A 22,544-nucleotide genomic window follows, 5' to 3' on the forward strand; every position below is an offset into this window, starting at 1 on the left:
CTCAGCCGACGATCTCGCAGATCGCGCCGCCGGCGCTCACGCTGGAGCCGACGCCGGCGACGAGCGACTGGACCGTGCCGGCGCGGTGGGCGACCAGGGGCTGCTCCATCTTCATGGCCTCGAGGACCACCACCAGGTCGCCCTCCGCGACCTGGGCGCCCTCGGCCACCGCGACCTTGACGATCGTGCCCTGCATGGGCGAGGCGAGCGTCGTGCCGTTCGACCCGCCGCTGCGCCCGGACCGCGGGCGTGACGTGCGTCGCGGACCGGCGCCGGGGCGTGTCCCGGCCCCGCCGCGACCCGGACCGGTCCCGGAGGTGCGTCCGAGCCCCAGGGCGGCCGGCAGCACGACCTCGAGCCGCTTGCCGCCGACCTCGACGACCACGCGCTCCAGCGCGCCGTCGGGCAGCTGCGCCTCCTCCGGCGCCGGGGCGGGGCGGCCCAGCCCCGCGACGGTCTGCGCGAACTCGGTCTCGATCCACCGGGTGTGCACGGTGAACGGGGTGGTGTCGTCCGCCGGGACGAACGCCTGCGACTGAAGGACCGCGCGGTGGAAGGGCACGACGGTCGGGATGCCGACCACCTCGAGCTCGGCGAGCGCGCGGCGCGCCCGCTCGACGGCCTGGCGGCGCGTCGCGCCCGTGACGACCAGCTTGGCGATCATCGAGTCGAACAGGCCGGACACGGTGTCGCCCTCGACGACACCGGAGTCCACGCGCACCCCCGGGCCGGAGGGGAGGCGCAGCCGGGAGATGCGACCGGGAGCCGGCAGGAACCCGGCGGCCGGGTCCTCGCCGTTGATGCGGAACTCGATCGAGTGCCCGCGGGTGACGACCTCGGTGTAGCCGAGCGGCTCGCCGGCGGCGATGCGCAGCTGCTCGCGCACCAGGTCGATGCCGCTGATCTCCTCGGTGACGGGGTGCTCGACCTGCAGGCGGGTGTTCACCTCGAGGAACGACACCGTGCCGTCGGCGCCCACGAGGAACTCGCAGGTGCCGGCGCCCACGTACCCGGCCTCCCGCAGGATCGCCTGCGACGCGGCGACGAGCGTGGCGTGCTGCTCGTCGGTGAGGAACGGCGCGGGCGCCTCCTCCACGAGCTTCTGGTGGCGGCGCTGCAGCGAGCAGTCACGCGTCGAGACGACGACGACCGTGCCGTGCGCGTCGGCGAGGCACTGCGTCTCGACGTGCCGCGGCCGGTCCAGGTAGCGCTCCACGAAGCACTCACCGCGTCCGAACGCCGCGACGGCCTCCCGGACCGCGGACTCGTACATCTCGTCGATCTCGTCGGCCTCGCGCGCGACCTTCAGGCCCCGGCCGCCGCCGCCGAACGCGGCCTTGATGGCCACGGGCAGCCCGTGCTCCGCCGCGAACGCGTGGATCTCCGCGACGTCGCGCACCGGCTCCGGCGTGCCCGCGACCAGCGGTGCGCCTGCGCGGTGGGCGATGTGGCGCGCGCTGACCTTGTCGCCGAGCGCCTCGATCGCCGCGGGCGGTGGGCCCACCCACACCAGGCCGGCGTCGGTCACGGCCTGCGCGAACTGCGCGTTCTCCGACAGGAAGCCGTAGCCGGGGTGGACCGCGTCGGCGCCGGAGCGCCGGGCCACGTCGAGCAGCTTGGCGATGTCGAGGTAGGTCTCGGCCGCGCGGGCGCCGTCGAGGGCGTACGCCTCGTCCGCGACGTGCACGTGCAGCGCGTCACGGTCGGTGTCCGAGTAGACCGCGACGGAGGCGACACCGGCGTCGCGGCAGGCACGGGCGATGCGGACGGCGATCTCCCCGCGGTTCGCGACGAGGACCTTGGTGATGAGGGGCACGGCTCACGGTAGCGCGCCAGAGACGCAGGTCCCGGCTGCGTCGCGGGCCCGCGTCGCAAGACTGGGGCAACCCCCAAGGCCCGCGCGGGCGCCTTGTAGGAACCCACCACGCCGCGCCGCGGGCGGTGGGCGTGGTGGCCCGCGTGCGGTGCGGTCAGGCCTGCCAGAGGGCGGGGACGGTGAGGTCGATGTCCGCCAGCAGGTGCCGCAGCAGGGGCAGGCTCACGCCGACCACGGTGTGGTGGTCGCCCTCGATGCGCTCCACGAACGGTCCGCCCAGCCCGTCGATCGTGAAGGCGCCGGCCACGGTCAGCGGCTCACGGGTCGCGACGTACGCCGTGATCTCGTCGTCCGAGAGGTCCGCGAAGTGCACCACCGTGGAGGCGGTCGCGCCGAGCGTCGCACCCGTGCCGCCGTCGGCCGGGTCGCGCTCGTCCACCAGCCAGTGGCCCGTGTGCAGCACGCCGCTGCGCCCGCGCATGGCCTGCCAGCGGGCCACCGCGTCCTGCGCGTCGACCGGCTTGCCCAGCACCTCGCCGTCGATCTCGAGCATCGAGTCGCAGCCCAGCACGACGACGTCCTCGTCCTGCCACCCCTCGACGTCGAGGTCGTCGAGGCGCCGCGCCACGTCCTCGGCCTTGGCCTGCGCGAGCACGAGCACCGCGTCCGCCGGCTCCAGGTCGCCGAAGCGCTCGCGGGCCGCGGCGAGGACGGCGTCCTCGTCGACGCCGGACACGGCGACCAGCGGAGCCAGGCCGGCGGCGGCGAGGGTCGCGCGGCGGGCGGGGGAGGCGGAGGCGAGCAGCAGGCGGGTCACGGCCCGACCCTAACGGCCCGCTCCGGCGCCGGCCGCGCCGCCCGCGTCCGGCGGCCCGGGGTGTGCGCGGGACGTGGGGCCTGCGTCGCACCCAGGTGTGCAGGGCAGAATGGCGCACCGGACCGCAGGGCGAGGAGGCCACGGTGATGGACGCCACCAGGAGCGTGCACGACGGCGACGTCGTGGACCCGGAGCACGACGACGTGCTCGACGACGAGCTCGGCCTGCCCGAGGACCCGGACCTGCTCGAGCCCGCGCCCCCCGCGTGGCGGCGGCGGACGGCGATCGAGATGCTCGTCTCGGGGCTCATCGGCCTGTACACGTCGTTCGTGCTGTCGTACGAGGCGATCCCCATCGCGGTGGCGAAGGCCACGAGCACGACGGCGACGCTGAGCTGCGACCTCAACTCGGTCATCTCGTGCGGCAAGGTCGGGGCCAGCTGGCAGGCGGAGCTCTTCGGCTTCCCCAACGCGTTCCTGGGCATCGCGGCCGAGGCGATCGTCATCACCGTCGCGGTGGCGATGATCGGCGGCGTCGTCTTCCCGCGGTGGTTCATGCTCAGCGCGCAGGCGGTCTACACGGCCGGTCTGGTGTTCGCGTGGTGGCTGTTCCAGCAGTCGTTCTTCGTCATCGGCGCCCTGTGCCCCTGGTGCCTGCTGATCACCGCCACCACGACGCTGGTGTGGGCGGGCCTCACCCGCGTCAACGTGCGCGACGGGCACCTGAACCTGCCGGGCCGGGCCGGGCCGTGGGGCCGGCGGTTCGTCGCGTCCGGCAACGACTGGTTCGTCACCGTGGCCGTGCTGGTGCTGTTCGTCGCGGTCGTCTTCGCCAAGTACGGCTGGACGCTGCTCTGAGCCGTGCGGTGGGGGTCGGCGCGGCCGCCCCCACCGCAGGCCTCAGGACGTGAGCGCGGTCGGCAGGACCGCCAGCGGCACCGACCCGAGCGAGAGCGCGCGGGCGTGGAAGTCCCGCAGGTCGAACACCCGGCCGCGCGCGGCGGCGTCGGCGCGCGCCGCGTCGCGGTACTGCTCCCACAGCCGCTGCCCGACCTTGTACGACGGCGCCTGGCCGGGCCAGCCCAGGTAGCGGGTGTACTCGAACCGCACGAACGACTCGGGCATCTGCACGTTCGCGAGCAGGAAGTCCCAGCCGGTCTGCGGGGTCCACGTCCCCACCTCGGCCGGGGCCGGCAGGCCCAGGTGCATCCCCAGGTCGAACACGACGCGGGCCGCGCGCAGCCGCTGGCCGTCGAGCATGCCGAGCCGGTCGCCCGGGTCGTCGAGGAACCCGAGGTCGGCCATGAGGCGCTCGGCGTACAGCGCCCACCCCTCCCCGTGGCCCGACGTCCAGGCGACGAGCCGGCGCCACGAGTTGAGCGTGGCGCGCTCGAACACGGCCTGCGCGATCTGCAGGTGGTGCCCGGGAACGCCCTCGTGGTACACGGTGGTGCGCTCGCGCCACGTCGAGAACGACGTGACGTCCGGCGGCACCGACCACCACATCCGACCCGGGCGGGCGAAGTCGTCGCTGGGTCCCGTGTAGTAGATCGCCCCCGTGCTCGACGGCGCGATGCGGCACTCCAGCGTGCGGACCGGCGCGGGGATGTCGAAGTGGGTGCCGTCGAGGGCCTCGATCGCCGCGTCGGACGTCGCCTGCATCCAGCCGCGCAGCGCGTCGGTGCCCGCGAGCTGCCGCTCGGGGTCCGCGTCGAGCAGCGCCGCGGCCTGCTCGACGGTCGCACCGGGACCGGCGACCTGCGCCGCGACCTCGGCCTGCTCGGCCTGCACGCGGGCCAGCTCCTCCAGCCCCCAGGCGTACGTCTCGTCCGGGTCGACGTCGGCACCCAGGTGGTGGCGCGACCACAGCGCGTAGCGCTCGCGACCCACGGCGTCGGCCTCCGGGGCGACGGGCGCCAGCTCGTCCGCGAGCACCTGCGCCAGGTCCCCGTACGCCGCACGGGCCGCGGCCGCCCCGCGCTCCAGGTCGGCGTGCAGCGGGTGGTCGTCACCCAGCACGCGGCGTGCGTCCGCACCCCGGACCAGCCGCGTGAACGGCGACGACTCCGGGTGCGCCGCCTCCCGGGCCTGACCGATCACGGCCTCGACCTGACGGACGGCGGCGACGTCGCCCCGCGCCGCCGCGCTCCGCAGGGCCGTCACGTACGACCCCAGCGAGGCCGGGACCCGGGCGAGCCGCGCGGCGACGTCGTCCCACGCCTGCTCGCTGTCCGTCGGCATGAGGTCGAACACCTCGGCCACCTGCTGCGACGGCGAGGACAGGTTGTTGAGCATGCGGTCGTTCTCGCCGGCGTCCTGCAGGTCGATGCCGGTGCGCAGCGACCAGTGCATGGCCGCGACCGTGACCTCGTCGACGGCGTCCGCGGGGGACAGGCCCTCGAGGGCGAGCAGCGTCGACCGGGCGCGGTCGGCGCGCTCAGCGGACGCCTCGGGCGAGAAGTCGGTGAGCTCGCGGTCGTGACCCAGGACGCCCAGCTGCGTGGCGCTGATGGGGTCGAGCCGGGCGAGCGCGGCCACGTAGGCGTCGGCGACGGCGTCGACGGGGCTGGTGGGACGGGGCGCGGGCGCTGGTGTCGTCACCCGGGCCACCCTACGGCGGGGCGCCACACGCTCCCAGGGGGTCGGTGGACGGGGTGGTGCCCGCCGCGACGTCAGGGGTGCAGGCTCCAGCGCCACGCGTCGTGCCCGCGGCCCGGCAGCGCACCGGCACGCGGCCGGAGAGCGGTCCAGCGCGCACGGGCCGACCGTGCGGCACCGTCGGTGTCCGGCGTCGCCGCGTCGTGGTGCGCGCCCGCGGCGACCAGGCCGGCCACGAGGGCCGCCAGCTCCATGTCGTCGGGCGTGCCGCGCACCACCTGCACGTGCGGGTCCACCGGCTCGGCCGTGGCGCGCCCCTGCCCGGTGGTCACAGGTCGTCCTCGTCGTCGTCCTCGTCGTCCAGCAGCACGGGGGCGCCGCGCCCGGCGCCCCACTCGCCGACGACGTAGCCGCGCTCGGTGAGGGTGTGCGCGATCTGCGCACCGCCGTCGTCGACGAGGTCGATGACGGCGTCGAGCGTCAGGTCGCTGACGGTCGACGGCAGCTCGACGACGAACCCCAGGTGGAACGTGTCGTGGTCGCCCGGCTCGACCGGGGCGTCCGCGTCGGGGTCGGCGTCGTCCCAGGTCATGCCGGTCAGGTCGGCGTGCAGCCCGAGCCGTGCGTGCAGCAGGTCGTACAGCCGGGCGTTGAGCGTGCCCACCCGCCCCTCGAGCGCCAGCACGCGGGGGTCCTCGTCGGCCTCTCGCGCGCCGAACTCGGCCCGGACGCCCACCGCCGTCTCGACGTACGCGTGCAGCGCCTCGGCGAGCTCGTCCACCGTGGTGTGCAGCTCGCGGGCGTCCACCCCCGCCAGCGGCTCGCGCCCGTGCGACGCCGGGTCGTGCTCGTCGGGGTGGTCGTGCTCGTGCTCGCTCATGCCGGGCTCCTCACAGCGGGATGTTGCCGTGCTTCTTGGGCGGCAGGCTCGCACGCTTGGTGCGCAGCAGCCGCAGGGACCGCACCACCTGGGCGCGGGTCGCCGACGGTTCGATGACGTCGTCCACGTAGCCGCGGTCGGCCGCGTCCCAGGGGTTGACGATGGCGTCCTCGTACGCGGCGGTCAGCCGGCGCCGCTCCGCCTCGACGTCGCCGCCGGCCTGCGCCACGGTCTGCAGCGCGCCGCGCTGCAGGATGTTGACCGCACCACCGGCGCCCATGACGGCGATCTGCGCGGTCGGCCAGGCGAGGTTCACGTCGGCGCCCAGCTGCTTGGAGCCCATGACGATGTACGCGCCGCCGTAGGCCTTGCGCGTGATGACCGTGACCAGCGGGACCGTCGCCTCCGCGTACGCGAAGATCAGCTTCGCGCCGCGCCGGATGATGCCGTTCCACTCCTGGTCGGTGCCGGGCAGGAAGCCGGGGACGTCGACGAACGTCAGGACGGGGATCCCGAAGGCGTCGCACGTGCGCACGAACCGCGCGGCCTTCTCCGCCGCGTTGATGTCCAGCGTGCCCGCCATGTGCATCGGCTGGTTCGCCACGACGCCCACCGGCTGGCCCTCGACGTGGCCGAACCCGACCACGACGTTCTGGGCGTACAGCGACTGCACCTCGAGGAAGCTGTCGTCGTCGAGCACGGTCTCGATGACCGTGTGCATGTCGTACGGCCGGCTGTCCGAGTCCGGGACGAGCGTGTCCAGCGCGAGGTCCTCGTCCGACGGCTCCAGGTCGGCCTCGTGCGCGTAGGCCGGCGGGTCGGCCAGGTTGTTGGTCGGCAGGTACGCCAGCAGCGTGCGCACCCAGTCGATCGCGTCGTCCTCGTCCGAGGCCATGTAGTGCGCGACGCCGGAACGGGTCGAGTGCGTCGTCGCGCCGCCCAGCTCCTCGAAGCCCACGTCCTCGCCCGTGACCGCGCGGATCACGTCCGGGCCGGTGATGAACATGTTGGAGGTGCCGTCCGCCATGACGATGAAGTCGGTCAGCGCGGGGGAGTACACCGCGCCGCCGGCCGACGGTCCGAGGATGAGGCTGATCTGCGGGATCACGCCCGAGGCCGCGACGTTGCGACGGAAGATCTCGGCGAACTGGGTCAGGCCGGCGACGCCCTCCTGGATGCGTGCGCCGCCACCGTCGCTGATGCCCACCAGCGGCACCCCGGTGCGCAGAGCGAGGTCCATCACCTTGGTGATCTTCTGCCCGTGCACCTCGCCCAGCGAGCCGCCGAAGACGGTGAAGTCCTGCGAGTACACGCAGACCGGCCGGCCCTCGACCGTGCCGTGGCCGACCACGACGCCGTCGCCCGCGACGCGGCGGTCGCCCAGGCCGAAGTTGGTGGAGCGGTGCCGGACGAACGCGTCGAGCTCGACGAACGAGCCGGGGTCCAGGAGCGCCTCGACGCGCTCGCGGGCGGTCTTGCGTCCGCGGGCGTGCTGCTTGGCCGCGGCCTTCTGCTCGGCGACGTCGACGGCGGCCGCGCGGCGCGCGCGCAGGTCGTCGAGGAGCCCGGCGGTGGTGCGGGCCGGCGCGGCGGGGTCCGTCGGGGCCGGGTCCGTCGGGCCGGGTCGCACGGTGAGGTCGTCCTGGGTCACCCGACGAGGCTAGTTGTGGACGTCCACCAGCACCGTGCACCCCGCCGACCGTGTTGCCGGCGGACCGCTGTGGGGACCCGACAACGGGCGCGCGCGCCGCACCGGTGCCTCGTGCGGCGCGCGGGCACGTGGCTGCGCGATGATGGCGCGATGACCGAGCGCCCGCCCCTGCAGGTCGCCGCGCTGCGTGAGCTGCTGCTGGCCCCCGCCGGACCGCTGGCCCGCCTGGACGTGGTGCCCGAGACGGGGTCCACCAACGACGACGTGGTGGCCGGCCTGCGCGACGACCCCGACGCCTGGCCGCACGCGAGCCTGCTGGTCACCGAGCACCAGGTGGCCGGGCACGGGCGCGCGGGACGCACCTGGACGTCCCCCGCGAGGGCCGCGCTGACCTGCACCTTCGTCGCCCGCCCTCGCTCGGGCCCCGCGACCTACGCGTGGCTGCCGCTGCTGGCCGGGCTCGGTGCGGTCCGGGCGCTGCGGGCGACGGCCGGCGTGCGGGCGGTTCTCAAGTGGCCCAACGACGTGCTGGTCGAGCTCGGTGAGCAGGTCGAGCCCCTCGACGGCTGGGGCACCGCCCGCAAGGTCGCCGGGGTGCTGGCCCAGGCGGTGCCGCAGGTGCCGGGCGTCGCGGTCGGGATCGGGCTCAACGTCGACCAGCGCCGCGACGAGCTGCCGGTGCCGTGGGCGACGTCCCTCGTCCTGGCCGGTGCCGGGTCCGTGGACCGGGCGAGCCTGCTGGTCGCGCTGGTCGAGGCGCTGGACCAGGTCGCGCACCGGTGGGTCGAGCACGACGGCGACGCCGTCGCCGCGGGCCTCGTGGACGAGGTCGCCTCGGTGTGCTCCACCCTGGGACGGCCCGTGCGGGTGGAGCTGCCCGGCGGCGCCGCGCTCACCGGCACCGCCACCGGCCTGGCCGACGACGGCGCGCTGCTGGTCCGCGACGCGCAGGGCGTCGAGCAGCGGGTGCTCGCCGGGGACGTCGCGCACGTGCGGGTGACGGGGGACACAGGGTCGTGAACTAGGCTGCGACCCGTGCCGGGAGGTGTGCGGGACAGCGGGCGACCCGGGGCCGGTGCGCCCGGTGAGGAGCCGCGTCCTGCCCCGCCCACCGGGACCACCGACGCCCTCGACGAGCTGCTCCTGGGCGGTCCTCGCACGCTGAGCGCGCGCGACCTGGCACGTCGCACCGGGGTCGAGCTCGAGACGGTGCGGATCTTCTGGCGCACCCTCGGGCTGCCGAGCAGCGGCGACGACGAGGTCATGTTCACCGAGCGCGACGCGCAGGCGCTGGCCCGCGCACGGGCGCTCATCGAGGAGCACGGGCTCGAGCCGGCCACGGTGGTGACGGTGATCCGCTCGTTGGGGCACACCTCCGACCGGCTCGCGCTGTGGCAGGTCGAGGCGCTCGTCGAGGACATGGAGTCGCGCTTCGGCCTGGACGACACGTCCGCGCGCCTGCTGGTGCTCGACCGGCTGCGGGACCTCGCCCCGCTGCTCGAGCAGCAGCTGCTGCACTCCTACCGCCGCCAGCTCGCCGCCGTGGCCGACCGCTACGCGGCCGAGTTCGGCCACCTGCGGGACGTCGCGATCGACGGCAACCTGCTGCCGCTGGCCCGCGCGGTCGGGTTCGCGGACATGGTCTCGTTCACCCGCCGCACCGCCGGCCTGGGCTCCACGGACCTGTCGCACTTCGTCCAGCGCTTCGAGACCGCCGCGCGCGACGTGGTCGTCGGTGCCGGCGGGCGGGTCGTCAAGACGATCGGGGACGCGGTGCTCTTCATCGCCGACACCCCCGGGGTGGGGGCGGCGGTCGCCCTGGGCCTCGCCGACGCCTTCGGGACGTCGCTGGACGTCGAGGCCGCACGCGGCGCCGGTGGGCTGGCGGAGGGTGCGCGGGGGGTCACCCCGGTGCGCGTCGGGCTGGTCTGGGGCCGTGTGCTGTCCCGGTTCGGTGACGTCTTCGGCCCCAGCGTGAACCTCGCGGCCCGCCTCACGGACGTCGCAGACCCCAGCTCGGTGCTGGTCGACGCGGTCACGGCGCAGGTGCTCGGCGGCGACCCGCGGTTCCGTCTCACCGAGCAGCCCGCCCGGGAGCTGCCGGGGGTGGGCGAGGTCGTGCCGTACCGGCTGGAGTCCGCCGGGCGCTGACCGCGCGCTCAGCCGATGTCGGGCCCCTCGGGGGTGAGGAGGTCGGGGCCGTCGTTGGCCACCGCGTTGACGCGGGTGGACACGGGGGTCGCCCGCAGCGGGGGCGGGTCGACGGTCAGCAGCGCGCGCGCGTCGTCGGCCCCGACCGCGGGGTCGAGCCAGGCGGACCACGCGTCGGGCGGCAGGATCAGCGGCTGCCGGTCGTGGATCGCGGCCAGGGCCGGCGTGGCCGGGCGGGTCACCACGGTCACGGACACGAGCCAGCGCGCCGGGTCGTCGTCCGCCCGGGCGGGGTCCCGCCAGAACTCGTACAGCCCGGCCAGCGCGGCGACGTCACCGTCGGCCGGGTGGATCCAGAACGGCTGCTTGGGCGCGCGGCGGCGCGGTGCCCCGGCCGGCGGCTGCGGGCCGGCCTGCCACTCGTAGTAGCCGTCCGCCGGCAGCAGCGCCCGCCGGGCGGCGAACGGCCTGGCGAAGGCGGGCTTGTCCGCCAGCGTCTCGACGCGGGCGTTGATCATGCGGTTGCCGACGGACGGGTCCTTGGCCCAGGAGGGCACCAGGCCCCACCGGGCCACCCGCAGCTGCCGGGTGATCTCACCCGTCGCCCGGTCGGCGCGCTCGACGACCATCCGGACGCCGTCCGTCGGCGCGACGTTCCACGAGGGCGGCAGCAGCCGCGCGTCGTCCGCGACGGTCGCCACCGCGAACTCGTCGGCGATCGCCTGGTCCTCCCGGAAGGACGCGTACCTGCCGCACATGCCGGTCAGCGTGCCACCGGCCACCGACACCCGCACCACGAGGCGCACCCGCGTGTCGAATCGATTCGTGAACTGTCGCGGTCGGTGCGACGATAGAGGGCGATGCACCAGTCAGACCACCGCACCGCACCCGCCGGCCACGCACCGGTGAACCCCGCACCGGCCGACCCCGCGGCCGCCGTCCCCGTCGCCCCGGGAGGCGCCGGCGCGACGCCCACGGACGACGCGCCCCACCAGCGCCCCGACGCGCGCCACGTCCTGCTCCTGGGCGCGATGTGCGCGCTGCCCGCGATCTCCACCGACATCTACCTGCCCTCCCTGCCGGACGTGGCGCGCGACCTGGGCACCTCGGCCGCCGCCGCGCAGCTGACCATGACGGGCATGCTGATCGGCGGCGCGGTGGGCCAGCTCGTCATCGGTCCGCTGTCCGACCGCCTCGGGCGGCGCACCCCCGTGCTCGTCGGCGTCGCGCTGCACGTCGTGGTGTCCCTGCTCTGCGCGGTCGCGCCCGCGATCGTCCCGCTCATCGCGCTGCGCGTCGCGCAGGGGTTCTTCAACGCGTCCGCGACGGTCGTGGCCATGGCCCTCATCCGGGACCGGTTCGTCGGGTCGGACGCGTCGCGGCTGATGTCCCGGCTCATGCTGGTGATCGGCGTCGCCCCGCTGTTCGCACCGTCCCTGGGCGGGGTCATCGCCGGGCAGTGGGGCTGGCGGGCCGTGTTCGTCGTGCTGGCGGTGCTCGGTGTGGGGCTGTGGCTCGTGGTCGCGCGCCGCATGCCCGAGACGCTGCCCGTCGAACGGCGCCGGCCCAGCGGCGTGCGGGCCGCGTTGTCCGGCTACGCGCACCTGCTGCGGGACCGGCACTTCGTCGCGCTGGCCGTGCTGCCCGGTCTGACCATGGCCGTGCTCATGACCTACGTCGTCGCGTCGCCGTTCGTGCTGCGGGTCGGGTACGGCCTCACCGAGCACCAGTTCGCCCTGCTGTTCGCCGTCAACGGCGTCGGCCTGGTGCTGGGGGCGCAGGTCAACGCCGCCCTGGTGCGCCGCGTGGCCCCCATCCGGATCCTGCGGGTCGCGGTCGTGCTCACCGTGCTGCTCACCGCGGCGCTGCTGGCGGTCGCGCTCACCGGGTTCGGTGGGCTGTGGTCGCTCGTGGTCGTGCTGTGGCTGGTGCTCGCGCTGGTCAACTTCGCGCCGCCCAACGCCACGGCGATCGCCCTGGGCCGGCACGGCACGATGGCCGGCACTGCGGCCGCCTTCATCGGCGCGCTGCAGGCGGGCACCGGTGGCGTCGTCGCCAACCTCTCCGGCGTGCTGGGCGGCGGACCCGTCGCGATGGCCGTGGTCATGCTGGCGTCGGCCACCGTGGCGCTCGCGGTGCTGGCGCTGGCCACCCCGGCGTTCCGCCGCGGCGGTGCCTGGCAGCAGCTCACCTGAGCAGCAGCTCACCTGAGCCGGGCCCGGCCGGGCGCCGGCCCGGTCGTCAGCCGAACGCGCGGCCCAGGCGGGCGACGGCGTCCTCCAGGACGTCCCGGCGCTTGACGAACGTGAAGCGCACCCAGGTCCGCAGCGCGTCGTGCGTCGGTGACCCGGCGCGGGTGAACGCGCTGACGGGCACGGCGACCACCCCGGCGCGCTCCGGCAGCGCGCGGCAGAACGCCGCGCCGTCCGTGGCGCCCAGCCCGGCGGCGTCGGCCAGCACGAAGTAGGTGCCGTCGGGCCGGACCACGTCGAAGCCCGCGTCGCGCAGCCCGTCGCTGAGCAGGTCACGCCGCTCCGCGAGCGACGCCACCAGGTCCTCGACCCACGCGAGGGCCGCCGGATCCGTCAGCGCGTGCGCCACGGCGGGCTGGAACGGCGCACCGGACACGTACGTGAGGAACTGCTTGACCGTCCGGACCGCCGCGACGAGCGCGGCCGGTCCGGTCACCCAGCCGATCTTCCACCCCGTGAACGAGAACGTCTTGCCGCTCGACGAGACCGTCAGGGTGCGCTCCGCCATGCCCGGCAGCGTGGCCACGGGCACGTGCCGGACGCCGAACACCAGGTGCTCGTAGACCTCGTCGGTCACCACGAGCAGGTCGTGCGCCACGGCGAGGCGCGCCACCGCCGCCAGCTCGTCGGCGCGCAGCACGGCCCCGGTCGGGTTGTGCGGGGAGTTGAGCAGCAGCAGCCGCGTGCGCGGCGTGATCGCGCGTTCCAGGGCCGCGACGTCCAGCCGGAAGCCGTCGGCGGTCGGGCGCAGGGGTGCGGTGGTGTGCGTCGCGCCGGCCATGGCCACGACCGCGGCGTAGGAGTCGTAGTACGGCTCCAGCGTGAGCACCTCGTCACCCGGGGACGCCAGCGCCAGGACCGCCGCGGCGAGCGCCTCCGTCGCCCCGGTGGTGACGAGGACCTGCGTCGCGGGATCGACCTCCAGGCCGTAGCGCACGCGCTGGTGCGTGGCGACGGCCGCGCGCAGCGGGGCGGTGCCGGGGCCGGGCGGGTACTGGTTGACGCCGGCCAGGATCGCGTCGGCGGCCACCCGCGCGACCGGCCGCGGGCCGTCGACGTCGGGGAACCCCTGCCCGAGGTTGAGCGCACCCGTCCGGTCGGCGAGCGCGGACATCTCCGCGAAGACCGTCGCCCGCGCGGTCCCGTCGGGGTCCAGCAGGCCTGTCGCCGCCGCCACCTGCTGCCACCGCGTCGTCACGGCGCGAGCATAGGCGTGCGCGTGCGGGGCCGACGGCCCGCCCGGCCGGCTGGGTCGGCGGGTCGGCTCAGAACGTGCCGGCGGCCGAGAGCAGGCCGACCACGACGAGGAGCGCGAGCGAGAGCCACGCGGTCACGACCCACCACTCGGCACGGTGGCGGCGGACCTCCCGGGTGTGCGTGCGAACGGTCATGTCTCCACGATCGGCAGATGGGGGGCCTCGGACGACGTCCCGGAGGGCGGGTCGTGGATTTCACCCGCTCCCCGGGGCAACCCGTGGGCCACCGACGACAGGGGAGCGACGACCCGGCAGTGCCGGGCCGTCGCCCGGGTCACTCGGTCGCGGACCTCAGGTCCTGGCCGAGGGCGTCGAGGTGGGCGCCGAGCGTCTGCAGCGCACCACCGGCCTCGTCGCCGGCGCCCGCGGCCGCGGCGTCGAGGTCCGCGCGTGCGGCGTCGACCTTGGCGCGGGCGTCGGCGAGCGCCTGCGCGGACGCCTGCGCGCCCTCGGCCTGCGCCTTGTCCAGCGCGGCCTGGGCCTCGTCGACCGCGCCCTGCGCGTTGGTCACGGCCTGGTCGGCCTTGCCTCGCGCCTCGTCGTCGAGCCCGCTGAGCGAGCTGCGGGCCTGGTCGACCTCCGCCCGCGCCTCGTCGGCGTGGGTCCGGGCGGTCGCCAGGACCTCCTCGAGCTTGTCCCCGGCCGCCGTGATCTCGTCCGCGGCACCCTGGGCGGCGCTCGCGATGTCGTCGCCCGCCTCCTGCACGGTGGCGTCGCTGCAGGCGGCGAGCCCGAGCGTCAGTGCACCGCCGGTCGCGAGCGCCGTGAGCAGGCGCGCGGACCTGCCGGGGGCCGCGGTGGTGGTCGGCTGACGGCGGACGGATGTCATGGGCGCAGCCACGGGGACGCCTCCTTCGTCGGGGACCGGCCGAGTCGACCGGGCGTCCAGTTTGCCCCGTCATCGTCCGTCGCGCTCGGCGAGGGTGCCGTCCCGGCCACGTGCCGGGACGACGACGCCCCCGCCGGCGGTGCCGGCGGGGGCGTCGGAGCGGTGACGGGGGCGCCGCCCCGTGGGGTGGGGCGCTGGACCGTCGGGGAGGTCGGTCAGGCCCCCGTCCGCTCGCGGCGTCCACGGACGTCCTCCAGCGACGTGCCGTAGTAGGCCGCGGTCATGATGTCCTTCATGTCGCCGATCATCGGCATGCGCGGGTTCGCGGGAGCGCACTGGTCCTCGTAGGCGCCCATGGCGACCTCGTCGAGGCGGTTGATGAACTCCTGCTCGTCGACGCCCTGCGCCTGGAAGGACGACGGGATGCCGACCTTGGCGCGCAGCGCCTCGACGGCCAGCGCGTAGGACTCGACACCCTCCTCGGGCGTGGAGGCCGGCAGGCCGAGCATCGCGGCGATCTGCTGGAACCGCTCGGGCGCCACGTAGGACTCGTACTTCGGCCAGCTCGTGAGCTTGGTCGGGACGGTCCCGTTGTAGCGGATCACGTGCGGCAGCAGCGTGGCGTTCGTGCGGCCGTGCACCAGGTGGTACGTCGAGCCGATCACGTGCGCCATCGCGTGCACGATCCCGAGGAACGCGTTGCCGAAGGCCATGCCGGCGATCGTCCCCGCGTTGTGCATCTTCTCGCGGGCGTCCTGCGTGGCCGGGTCGGCCGGGTCGCCGTTCACCGACTGCGCGAGGTTGTCGAAGATCAGGCGGATCGCCTGCAGCGCCATGCCGTCGGTGAAGTCGTTGGCGTAGACCGACACGAACGCCTCGGTGGCGTGCGTCAGGGCGTCGAAGCCCGAGTCCGCCGCCAGCGAGCGCGGCATCTTCGAGGTCAGCACCGGGTCGATGATCGCGACCGTGGGGGTCAGCGCGTAGTCCGCCAGCGGGTACTTCTTGCCGGCGTCGGGGTCGGAGATGACCGCGAACGGCGTGACCTCGGCGCCCGTGCCCGACGTGGTCGGGATGCACACGAGCTTGGCCAGGTCGCCCAGGACCGGGAACTTGAACGCGCGCTTGCGGACGTCGAAGAACTTCTGCTTGAGGTCGGAGAAGACGATCTCCGGGTGCTCGTACAGCAGCCACATGACCTTCGCCGCGTCCATGGGCGAGCCACCACCGAGCGCGATGATCGTGTCGGGGCGGAAGTGGCGCATCTGCGCCGCGCCCGCCTGGACCGTCTTGACGGACGGCTCCGGCTCGACCTGGTCGATGATCTGCACGGCCACGTTGTTGCCGCGGCGCCGCAGGACGTCGAGGACCTTGTCGACGAACCCGAGGGTCGTCATGGTCGCGTCGGTGACGATGGTGACGCGCTCGACGTCCGCCATGTCCGCGAGGTAGCGGATGGCGTTCGGCTCGAAGTACGTCTTGGCGGGGACCTTGAACCACTGCAAGTTGTTGTTCCTCCGGCCCACGCGCTTGACGTTGATGAGGTTCACCGCCGACACGTTGTTCGACACCGAGTTGTGGCCGTAGGAGCCGCAGCCCAGCGTCAGCGACGGGATGAACGCGTTGTAGATGTCGCCGATGCCGCCGAGGGACGACGGGGCGTTGCAGATGACGCGGATCGCCTTGACGCGCTTGCCGAACTCGACCGTCAGGGCCTCGTCGCGCGTGTGGATCGCGGCGGAGTGGCCCAGGCCGTCGAACTCCACCATCTGCTCGGCCAGCGCGAAGCCCTCCTCGGTGGAGGTCGCGCGCAGCACGGCCAGCACGGGGCAGAGCTTCTCGCGGGTCAGGGGCTCGTGCGGGCCGACGCCGGTGACCTCGGCGAGGATGATCGACGTGTCCGCCGGGACCGTGAACCCGGCCTGCTCGGCGATCCACACCGGCGACTTGCCGACGACCGCGGGGTTGAGCTTGGCGCCGCCGCAGTTCTCGCCGCCGGCCTCGACGCCGAAGATGAAGCGCTCGAGCTTCGCCTTCTCCGCCGGGGTGGCCCGGTAGGCGTGCAGCTTGGCGAACTCGGCCATCGCGGCGTCGTAGATCTCGTCGTCGAGGATCGCGGCCTGCTCCGAGGCGCAGATGACGCCGTTGTCGAAGGCCTTGCTCAGGACGATGTCGTTGATCGCGCGGGCGAGCTTCGCGGACTTCTCGACGTACGCCGGGACGTTGCCGGCGCCGACGCCGAGGGCCGGCTTGCCGCACGAGTACGCGGCCTTGACCATCGCGTTGCCACCGGTCGCGAGGATCGTGGCGACGCCCGGGTGGTTCATGAGCGCACCGGTCGCGGCCAGCGACGGGGTCTCGACCCACTGGATGCAGTGCTCGGGGGCACCGGCGGCGACGGCCGCGTCACGCACGACGCGTGCGGCCTCGAGCGAGGAGCGCTGCGCGTTGGGGTGGAACGCGAAGATGATCGGGTTGCGGGTCTTCAGCGAGATGAGCGACTTGAAGATCGCGGTGGACGTCGGGTTGGTCACCGGGGTGATCCCGGCGATGACCCCGACGGGCTCGGCGATCTCGGTGATGCCGTTGAGGTCGTCGACGTTGATGACGCCGACGGTCTTGAGGTTCGCCATCGAGTTGGTGACGTGCTCGCACGCGAAGATGTTCTTGACGGCCTTGTCCTCGAAGACGCCGCGCCCGGTCTCGTCGACGGCGAGCTTGGCGAGGTTGCCGTGCTGGTCGAGTGCCGCGACCGCGCCCTTCTTGACGAAGCGGTCCACGTCCTCCTGGGTCATCGACGAGAACTCGGCGAGCGCCTTGGTGGCGTTGGCGACGAGCCGGTCGACGGCCTGCGCGACCTCGTCGACCTCGGCGACGCCGAGGGCGCTGCCTGCGGGCTGGGCGGCGGTGGCCGAGGTCGCCTCGGCCGGCGCGTCGGCAGCGGCCTTCGCGCGGGTGCTCTTCTTGGTTTCGGACACCTGGACTCCCCGGGTAGTGGTGAGAGGGGGGCGGACGCTGGAGGCCGTCCGTCGCTGGTTCCGACGCTAGGGATCAGGGGGCCCGGAAACGTGGGATGAAAGTCCCCGCGGGTGTGACGCACGCCGCTCCCGCGTCCCGCGGCGCGGCCGTGAGGGGACCTCGGTCCTGCTCCGCGGGCCCGTCGGGGCCGCCGGACGCGTCGCCGCGCGGGTGTCGGACCCCGGTGGCACGGTGGCCCCATGAGCGACGTCCTGCCGCACTCCGCCGTCACCGCCGCCGTCGACGCCCGCCACTGGCGCGTCCTGCTCGGCACCCTGCGGGCGGCGTTCCGCACGCCCGACTGGGCCACGGGCGCCGAGCTGGTCGCCCGGGTCGCGCGGGCCGCCGACGCCGCCGACCACCACCCGGACGTGCTGCTGCGGTACGGCCAGGTCACGGTCACCACCAGCAGCCACGACGTGCACGGCCTCACGCAGCGTGACGTCGACCTGGCCGCCGCCGTCACCGCCGTCGCGGACGAGCTGGGCCTGCAGGCCGCGGAGCCCGCGGGCGAGATCCTCGAGATCGCGGTCGACGCGCTCGACATCCCGGCGGTCCGCCCGTTCTGGAAGGCGGTGCTCGCCTACGACGACGTCCCGGGCGACCCGGGCGCGCTCGCCGACCCGGCCGGGACCGGGCCGGCGGTGTGGTTCCAGCAGATGGACGCGCCGCGCCCGCAGCGCAACCGCCTCCACGTCGACGTGACGGTGCCGCACGACCTGGCCGAGGAGCGGGTCGCGGCGGCCCTCGCCGCCGGTGGCCGGCTGGTGTCGGACGACGCCGCACCGTCGTTCTGGGTGCTGGCCGACCCGGAGGGCAACGAGGCGTGCGTGTGCACGTGGCAGGGGCGGTCGACGGCCTGAGCGTCAGACGAGCCGTCGTCGCAGGGTGCCGCGCACGTCGAGGGGCTCGGCCGCGTGCAGCAGCGGGGCCCTGCCTGACACGTCGACGCCCAGCGGCAGCGTCATGGTGTTCGTCGTGATGTCGCACTCCGCGGGCGCAAGCCGCCACGGCGCGTGCTCCACACCGCCGACCCACAGCCGGCGCGGCGCGCGGGGCGCCAGGTCGCTGGTGTACATCCGGTAGCGCTCGGTGAGGAAGTGCTCGAGCGTGCCCGGCTCGGACGCCCGCGCCGGACCGGTGCGTGCGTAGACGGCGCGGAACGCGGCCGCCGGCGCGCGCGGGTCGGTGCGGTCGCTGGCGTACCGGACCGTCCCGGCCGTCTCCTCGAGCCGCATGCGGGCGCGGTGGTAGGCCAGGCTCATCGTCGCGCGCCCGACCGCGACGCCGGTCGCGCTGGCGGCGTCCAGGCTGAAGAACCACACCCCGGGCTCGCCGCGGTACGTCACGTAGGTCCGCACGTTGAGCTCGTGGAAGGCCCCGGGGCCGAACCCCAGCGGCGGGGTGAGGCGGGGTCGCACCACCGGCATCGTGAACGGCACGACCGCGAGCCAGGCGTCGCCGTCGAACGTGTCGATGTCGAGCAGCGGCGGGACGTGCGGCCGCAGCGTGGCCACGGGCACGGGCCAGTGGCAGAACAGCAGGCGGGACCAGCGCATCGCGACGGCCCACGGTGCACGGGGGAGCGGGTCGGTCGCCATCCGGGCACGGTAGCCCGGCGGGGCGCCCGTCCGCGCCGCCCGCGCGGGTTCAGACGACCTCGGGACGCTTCTTCCGCGCGAACCGGGCCGGCAGGTCGGGCCCGTCCCACACCTGGATCGACCGCCACACGGACGCGGCGATCGGCACGGCCAGCACGGCCCCGGTGATGCCGGCCAGCACCGTGCCGGCCGTCAGCGCGAAGAGGATGACCAGCGGGTGGAGCGACAACGAGCGACCCATGACGACCGGCTGCAGGAAGTCGCCCTCCAGCTGGTTCACCAGCACGACGATGCCCACGACGATCAGCGCCTGCACCGGTCCGACGGCGACCAGCGCGACCAGCGCGGCGAGGATGCCGGCGACCGTCGCGCCCACGAGCGGGATGAACGCGAGCAGGAAGACCAGGACCGACAGCGGGATCACCAGCGGCACGCCCACGCCCGCCAGCCCGATGCCGATGCCGACGGCGTCCACCGCGGCGACGATCGCCGTGCCCCGCACGTACCCGCCGAGCGCCTGCACGGTCGCGGCGCCGACCCGCTGGCCGCGCCGGTACCGCTCGCCGTCGAACGGGCGCAGCAGGAACTCCCAGATCTTCGGCCCGTCCTTGAGGAAGAAGAACAGGACCACGACCATGATGAAGAACCCGGCGACGAAGTCGGCGGTCTGCGAGACCCCCGCGATCGCGCCCGACCCGACGGCGTCGGACTGCAGGAGGCCCACGGCCGACTCCCGCACCGAGGCGATCTGCTCGTCGGTGATGTCGAACGGCAGGCTCTGCACGTACGCCTGCAGCTCGTCGAACCCGTCGAGGGCCTGGTCGCGCAGGTCCTCCCACTGGTTCACGACCGCCCGGACGACGAGCCAGACGATCCCTCCGAGCAGTGCCAGCAGGCCGAGCAGGGCGATCCACGTCGCGAGCAGCGAGGGCACCCCGCGCCGGCGCAGGGTGCCGACCACCGGCGAGATCGCGGACGCCAGCACGAGCGCGATGAGCACGGGGATGACCACGAGGGTGAGGCGGGTCAGCGCGAACACCGCGACCGCGACCACGGCCAGGACGGCCAGGACCTGCACGGCGCGGGTGCCCGCCCGCCCCAGGCCGTCGGCCCACAGCACACCCGCGGTCCGGGTGGGGGCGGCGGCCGGTCGCGCGAGCGCGTCCTCGACCTGCTGCGGCGGGGGGCGGCGTCCGAACAGACCCATCGATGTCCTCCAGGTGGCGGCCGGCGACGTCCGGCGGCACAGACGCTAGGGGGGTCGGCGGCTCACCGCGCGTCGAGGCCGCCCGCTACGCCCGCGCGGACACCAGCGACGCACCCCAGCCGAAGGCGCGTCCGAGCTCCGCCTCCGTCGGCCCGGTGGTGGTCCCGGTGACCTCGAAAGACGCCGGCGGGGCGACGAGCCTCCCGGACAGCGCCTGCAGCCGCTCGGCGATCGCGTGCGCGGCCGAGCCGCTGTCCGCGGTGCCCCAGGACGTGTCGAACGCGGCCACCGGGGTACCGGCCACCAGGGCCGGCGCCGAGGTGAGCCAGCGGTCCAGCCCGGTCAGGCCGGAGACGGTCGGGCCGTGCGTGCGGGCCTGCGTGCGGGAGTCGTTGGTGCTCATGCCGCGCAGGTGCGTCGGCCCTCCGACGGCCAGCAGCAGCACGTCCGTCGCGCGCCACGGTGCGCGCTCCCCGTCACCCACGACCCGGCCGACCTCGACGACGTCGACCGCCAGGCCGCACGACGCGATGCCCGCAGCGACCGCCTCCGCGATCGCCAGGGTGCCGCCGAACATGGACTCGAACACCACCATCGCTGTCATGACCCCACGGTCCTCGCCGGACGGGCGCGGCGCCGCGGCCGTTGGTCCCGCGTCCCTGCGGGTGCGGGGCCCGGGGGCCAGGGGAGTGCTCGGGCCCGTCCGGGCCGGCAGGGGTCAGGGGGTGGCGCCCGCCGGCCCGACGGGTGCGACCACCGCGCTCGCGGCCCCCGCGGCGCCGGCCGTGCCGGCATCCGGGAGGCAGGCGTGCAGGGCGTTGTAGAGCAGCACGAACCCCGCGAACGCCCCGCCGGCCACCAGGAAGCGGTTCATCCGCGGCCGGACGTCCCGGCCGAGCACCTGCCGCTGGGCGTGCGGCTCCAGCACGGCGCCGCGGTGGACGTCCACCACGCCGTCGCCGGCGTCCTGCACGGTGAGCACCACGTCCGGCGCCCGCAGCTCGGCGTGCGCGACCCGGTCGCCCACGGTGAGCGGGTGGCGGGGCGCGCCCAGGACGTGGAGGACCTCGGCGACGTCCGCCCGGGCGACCTGCAGACGACGGCGTCGGCCGTCCAGCGTGACGGTGACGTCCTCGCCCGCGCGCAGGGTGGCCGGGTCGAGCCGTTCGGGCAGGTCGACGGGGTAGGAGAGCGTCACCGTCCGGCGGCGGTAGCCGTAGGTGTAGGCCAGGCGGTGGTCGGCGTCGTCGCCGTCGCGCAGGTGCCACTCCTCCCACAGGGAGAAGCGCCCGGTCGCGGCGTCGCGGGCCCGGTAGCAGACGAAGCCGCGGGCGGTGGCCTGCCACCCGGTCCGTCGCCCGAGCGTGCGGCCCAGGCGGACGCGGGTGCGGGGGACGGGCTGGTGGACGAGCACGGCCACCGACGGTAGCCACCGGCCCGTGCCCCGGCCTGCGTGGTCACCCCATCGTGCGGGCGCGTCCCCCGTCCGGTCGCAGGCGCAGGGAGCGGCGTGCGCCCCCGGACGCGCGAGAGCCCCACGGCCGGGGAACGGCGGTGGGGCTCTCGTGTGGTGCGCCCGAAAGGATTCGAACCTTCGACCTTCTGCTCCGGAGGCAGACGCTCTATCCGCTGAGCTACGGGCGCGCGGCGATGCCCGAGACTACCAGCACCCGCGGGGGCGTGAGGTCACGCGCTCGCGGACGCGGCAACCCCCGCGCGGCGCGCCTCGGTGCCGCGGCCGGTCAGCCGTCCTCGAGCAGGCCGGACAGGTAGCCGCTGGTCTCGGCGGCCGCGCGCTCCGGATCGCCGGCCACGATCGCCTCGATCAGCGAGTCGTGCGCGTCCGCGGCGTGCACGTCGGTGACGAAGTTGAAGCGGATGTTGTCGCCGATGGCCTCGATGAGGTTGTCGTACAGCGAGCGCAGCACGGGGTTGCCCGCCGTCCGCACGATCGCGCGGTGCAGCGCGAGGTCGGAGGCGACCATCTCGTCGAGGTCCCCGCCCTCGTAGGCCGCGGCGCGGGCGTCGCGCTTGGCGAGCAGGTCGGACGCGTCGTCCGCGGTGCGGCGGCGCGCGGCCAGCCGCGCGGCCTCCATCTCCAGGGCCCGCCGCACGGACACGACGTCGCGCTGCCGGGCGTCGGCGATCTGCCGGCCCATGGTCACGGCGAACTCGGAGGACGACAGCACGTACGTGCCCGACCCCTGGCGTCGCTCGAGGAGCCCGGCGTGCACGAGTGACTGCACGGCCTCGCGCACGGTGTTGCGCCCGACGCCGAGCAGCTCGACCAGCGAGGGCTCGGGCGGGATGCGCGTCCCCACGGGCCACTCGCCCGAGCCGATGCGTGACCGCAGCGCCTCCACGGCGGTGTCGATCAGTCCGGTGCGTCGCGCCATGGGCGGTGGTCTCCTCGTCGTCGGCGTCGGGGCGTGCGCCGCCCGCTTCGCGGCCCCGGCGCCCTGCCCGAGTCAA

At 74.9% G+C, this 22,544-nt stretch carries 21 protein-coding genes and 1 tRNA gene; 5 read left to right on the top strand and 17 right to left on the bottom strand.

The window, feature by feature from the left end:
* Position 1 precedes the first annotated feature (1 nt).
* Together KG103_RS05380 and KG103_RS05385 are read right to left on the bottom strand one after the other, a co-directional pair.
* Positions 2 to 1,816 carry an acetyl/propionyl/methylcrotonyl-CoA carboxylase subunit alpha gene (locus tag KG103_RS05380; RefSeq protein WP_207341638.1) on the bottom strand — a complete coding sequence of 605 codons (1,815 nt, stop codon included), beginning with the start codon at positions 1,814 to 1,816 and terminating at the stop codon, positions 2 to 4.
* A 154-nt stretch (positions 1,817 to 1,970) separates the two neighbouring features.
* Positions 1,971 to 2,633, bottom strand: a complete 663-nt coding sequence (locus tag KG103_RS05385) for a Maf family protein (protein ID WP_207341639.1) — start codon at positions 2,631 to 2,633, stop codon at positions 1,971 to 1,973.
* Positions 2,634 to 2,779: 146 nt separating this feature from the next.
* Between KG103_RS05385 and KG103_RS05390 the strand changes: the two genes are divergently transcribed.
* The gene (locus KG103_RS05390; RefSeq protein ID WP_207341640.1) at positions 2,780 to 3,490 is read left to right on the top strand and encodes a vitamin K epoxide reductase family protein; all 711 of its coding nucleotides are present in this window, start codon (positions 2,780 to 2,782) and stop codon (positions 3,488 to 3,490) included.
* A 42-nt stretch (positions 3,491 to 3,532) separates the two neighbouring features.
* Here KG103_RS05390 and KG103_RS05395 read toward each other — a convergent pair whose 3' ends face one another.
* The 4 genes from KG103_RS05395 to KG103_RS05410 all read right to left on the bottom strand — a co-directional run bounded on the left by KG103_RS05395 (position 3,533) and on the right by KG103_RS05410 (position 7,740).
* Entirely contained in the window at positions 3,533 to 5,233 is a 1,701-nt protein-coding gene (locus KG103_RS05395) for a DUF885 domain-containing protein (protein ID WP_207341641.1), read from the bottom strand.
* Positions 5,234 to 5,304: 71 nt separating this feature from the next.
* Positions 5,305 to 5,562: an acyl-CoA carboxylase epsilon subunit gene (locus tag KG103_RS05400; protein ID WP_207341642.1), complete on the bottom strand. Its 258-nt coding sequence runs from the start codon at positions 5,560 to 5,562 to the stop codon at positions 5,305 to 5,307.
* Positions 5,559 to 6,110, bottom strand: a complete 552-nt coding sequence (locus tag KG103_RS05405; protein ID WP_207341643.1) for a hypothetical protein — start codon at positions 6,108 to 6,110, stop codon at positions 5,559 to 5,561. The genes KG103_RS05400 and KG103_RS05405 overlap by 4 nt, the downstream gene beginning before the upstream one ends.
* 10 nt (positions 6,111 to 6,120) lie before the next feature.
* Positions 6,121 to 7,740, bottom strand: a complete 1,620-nt coding sequence (locus tag KG103_RS05410) for an acyl-CoA carboxylase subunit beta (protein WP_207341716.1) — start codon at positions 7,738 to 7,740, stop codon at positions 6,121 to 6,123.
* A gap of 171 nt (positions 7,741 to 7,911) precedes the next feature.
* Here KG103_RS05410 and KG103_RS05415 point away from each other — a divergent pair, with 171 nt between their 5' ends.
* A complete protein-coding gene (locus KG103_RS05415) occupies positions 7,912 to 8,781 on the top strand; it encodes a biotin--[acetyl-CoA-carboxylase] ligase (RefSeq protein ID WP_207341644.1) in 870 nt (289 codons plus the stop codon).
* 15 nt (positions 8,782 to 8,796) lie between these two features.
* Positions 8,797 to 9,912, top strand: a complete 1,116-nt coding sequence (locus KG103_RS05420; RefSeq protein WP_207341645.1) for an adenylate/guanylate cyclase domain-containing protein — start codon at positions 8,797 to 8,799, stop codon at positions 9,910 to 9,912.
* A gap of 8 nt (positions 9,913 to 9,920) precedes the next feature.
* Here KG103_RS05420 and KG103_RS05425 read toward each other — a convergent pair whose 3' ends face one another.
* Positions 9,921 to 10,670 (bottom strand): SOS response-associated peptidase, encoded by a 750-nt coding sequence (locus KG103_RS05425; RefSeq protein WP_207341646.1) that lies wholly within the window; start codon positions 10,668 to 10,670, stop codon positions 9,921 to 9,923.
* 102 nt (positions 10,671 to 10,772) lie between these two features.
* Here KG103_RS05425 and KG103_RS05430 point away from each other — a divergent pair, with 102 nt between their 5' ends.
* Positions 10,773 to 12,107: a multidrug effflux MFS transporter gene (locus KG103_RS05430; protein WP_207341647.1), complete on the top strand. Its 1,335-nt coding sequence runs from the start codon at positions 10,773 to 10,775 to the stop codon at positions 12,105 to 12,107.
* Between the two features lie 46 nt (positions 12,108 to 12,153).
* On the opposite strand, the gene KG103_RS05435 is transcribed toward KG103_RS05430, so the two are convergent.
* The 4 genes from KG103_RS05435 to adhE all read right to left on the bottom strand — a co-directional run bounded on the left by KG103_RS05435 (position 12,154) and on the right by adhE (position 17,224).
* On the bottom strand, positions 12,154 to 13,362 hold the full coding sequence (locus tag KG103_RS05435) for a pyridoxal phosphate-dependent aminotransferase (protein WP_207341648.1): 1,209 nt from the start codon (positions 13,360 to 13,362) through the stop codon (positions 12,154 to 12,156).
* A gap of 67 nt (positions 13,363 to 13,429) precedes the next feature.
* Positions 13,430 to 13,555: a molybdopterin oxidoreductase gene (locus KG103_RS05440; protein WP_207341649.1), complete on the bottom strand. Its 126-nt coding sequence runs from the start codon at positions 13,553 to 13,555 to the stop codon at positions 13,430 to 13,432.
* A gap of 139 nt (positions 13,556 to 13,694) precedes the next feature.
* Positions 13,695 to 14,249, bottom strand: a complete 555-nt coding sequence (locus KG103_RS05445) for a hypothetical protein (RefSeq protein WP_207341650.1) — start codon at positions 14,247 to 14,249, stop codon at positions 13,695 to 13,697.
* Positions 14,250 to 14,464: 215 nt separating this feature from the next.
* Positions 14,465 to 17,224 carry a bifunctional acetaldehyde-CoA/alcohol dehydrogenase gene (gene adhE / locus KG103_RS05450; protein WP_207341651.1) on the bottom strand — a complete coding sequence of 920 codons (2,760 nt, stop codon included), beginning with the start codon at positions 17,222 to 17,224 and terminating at the stop codon, positions 14,465 to 14,467.
* A 240-nt stretch (positions 17,225 to 17,464) separates the two neighbouring features.
* Here adhE and KG103_RS05455 point away from each other — a divergent pair, with 240 nt between their 5' ends.
* The gene (locus KG103_RS05455; RefSeq protein WP_207341652.1) at positions 17,465 to 18,127 is read left to right on the top strand and encodes a VOC family protein; all 663 of its coding nucleotides are present in this window, start codon (positions 17,465 to 17,467) and stop codon (positions 18,125 to 18,127) included.
* A gap of 3 nt (positions 18,128 to 18,130) precedes the next feature.
* Here the strand turns inward: KG103_RS05455 and KG103_RS05460 are convergent, their stop codons facing one another.
* The 6 genes from KG103_RS05460 to KG103_RS05485 all read right to left on the bottom strand — a co-directional run bounded on the left by KG103_RS05460 (position 18,131) and on the right by KG103_RS05485 (position 22,468).
* Positions 18,131 to 18,865: a YqjF family protein gene (locus KG103_RS05460; RefSeq protein ID WP_207341653.1), complete on the bottom strand. Its 735-nt coding sequence runs from the start codon at positions 18,863 to 18,865 to the stop codon at positions 18,131 to 18,133.
* A gap of 49 nt (positions 18,866 to 18,914) precedes the next feature.
* A complete protein-coding gene (locus KG103_RS05465) occupies positions 18,915 to 20,072 on the bottom strand; it encodes an AI-2E family transporter (protein WP_207341654.1) in 1,158 nt (385 codons plus the stop codon).
* Positions 20,073 to 20,157: 85 nt separating this feature from the next.
* Positions 20,158 to 20,676 (bottom strand): hypothetical protein, encoded by a 519-nt coding sequence (locus KG103_RS05470; protein WP_207341655.1) that lies wholly within the window; start codon positions 20,674 to 20,676, stop codon positions 20,158 to 20,160.
* A gap of 114 nt (positions 20,677 to 20,790) precedes the next feature.
* Positions 20,791 to 21,486, bottom strand: coding sequence for a hypothetical protein (locus KG103_RS05475; RefSeq protein WP_207341656.1), 696 nt, complete (start codon positions 21,484 to 21,486; stop codon positions 20,791 to 20,793).
* 154 nt (positions 21,487 to 21,640) lie between these two features.
* A tRNA-Arg gene (locus KG103_RS05480) sits at positions 21,641 to 21,716 on the bottom strand.
* Positions 21,717 to 21,814: 98 nt separating this feature from the next.
* Entirely contained in the window at positions 21,815 to 22,468 is a 654-nt protein-coding gene (locus KG103_RS05485; protein ID WP_207341657.1) for a FadR/GntR family transcriptional regulator, read from the bottom strand.
* Positions 22,469 to 22,544 lie beyond the last annotated feature (76 nt).

Source organism: Cellulomonas wangleii, from assembly GCF_018388445.1.
GTDB lineage: Bacteria > Actinomycetota > Actinomycetes > Actinomycetales > Cellulomonadaceae > Cellulomonas > Cellulomonas wangleii.